This is a genomic window from Rahnella sp. RFA10(1/100), assembly GCF_004195115.1.
In the GTDB taxonomy this organism is placed as follows: domain Bacteria; phylum Pseudomonadota; class Gammaproteobacteria; order Enterobacterales; family Enterobacteriaceae; genus Rahnella; species Rahnella perminowiae.
Genome location: NZ_SEWR01000024.1, coordinates 1 through 852, shown reverse-complemented (window position 1 = coordinate 852; position 852 = coordinate 1). Strand labels below are relative to the sequence as shown.

2 protein-coding genes are annotated in these 852 nt (G+C 56.0%); both read right to left on the bottom strand.

Annotated elements, in window-relative coordinates; genetic code table 11:
- On the bottom strand, window positions 1-437 hold a 437-nt coding region (locus ETV65_RS24720), incomplete at its 3' end, for a hypothetical protein (protein WP_129955690.1).
- Between the two features lie 171 nt (window positions 438-608).
- Window positions 609-852 (bottom strand): hypothetical protein (locus tag ETV65_RS24975; protein ID WP_165383775.1); only part of this gene is annotated, 244 nt, incomplete at its 5' end.

Genomic DNA, 852 nt, shown 5'->3' with positions numbered 1-852 from the left:
GTATTCGAGGGCCCCACCTGATAGACCGCCACATAAGGATCAGTCAGCGGGGTGCCGTCGGCGGCATAGGACCGCATCATGATATTGCGGCCGTTGTTATAGCCATTGTTATATTCTTCAACGGACCACGCCACCGTGAACCCGCCATCAGCGCGATAGGTCACAGCGGGATACCACTGGTCCAGCTCGGCCCCGCCGGGGGTCAGTTGCACTTCACTGATGGCAAAGGCCCCACCAATGGGCGTACCATCTGCCGCCAGAATACAGCCATAGACATTCGGCGCGCCAGTTTCGGGGGTATTCTCCCAGACAGCGACAAAGGTCCCGTTCGGCAAAGCCGTCATATTCACGGCATCCGAAGCTGAATAGAAAATATCAGCATTCTCGGTGGCAACGGTTACATCATTTGAAACAGGTATCAGGAAACGACTCGGCATCAGATTTTCTCCTCAAATGGTCGCATTCTTTGCGACCACGGGAATTATATCTGTTTTATCGAATGCTTTTATTGACCGGGATCAATCGTCAGACGATGCCGCCACGGCAGGCCCGAAACACAAAACCCGGCCCCTGTGACAGGGCCGGGTGAAAACCGGGATCAGCCGGGATTAGTAAATATCGACCAACCCTGCCAGCGTGCCGGCATCATTGGCCCCCAGCACGGTCAGATATTGGCCACCAAAGTTGAACACGGTGCCCCAGCTGTGAACCGTCCCATAGGTCGAAATCACCTGAGCCGCGCTCAGACCGCCGCCCCACAGGGCGTCGTCCAGTTGCAGACGGTCCCCATCGGTAAAGCTGAAGGCGGTGATGTCATCATTGCCAAAGCCCGAGCCATAGACAAAGACATCC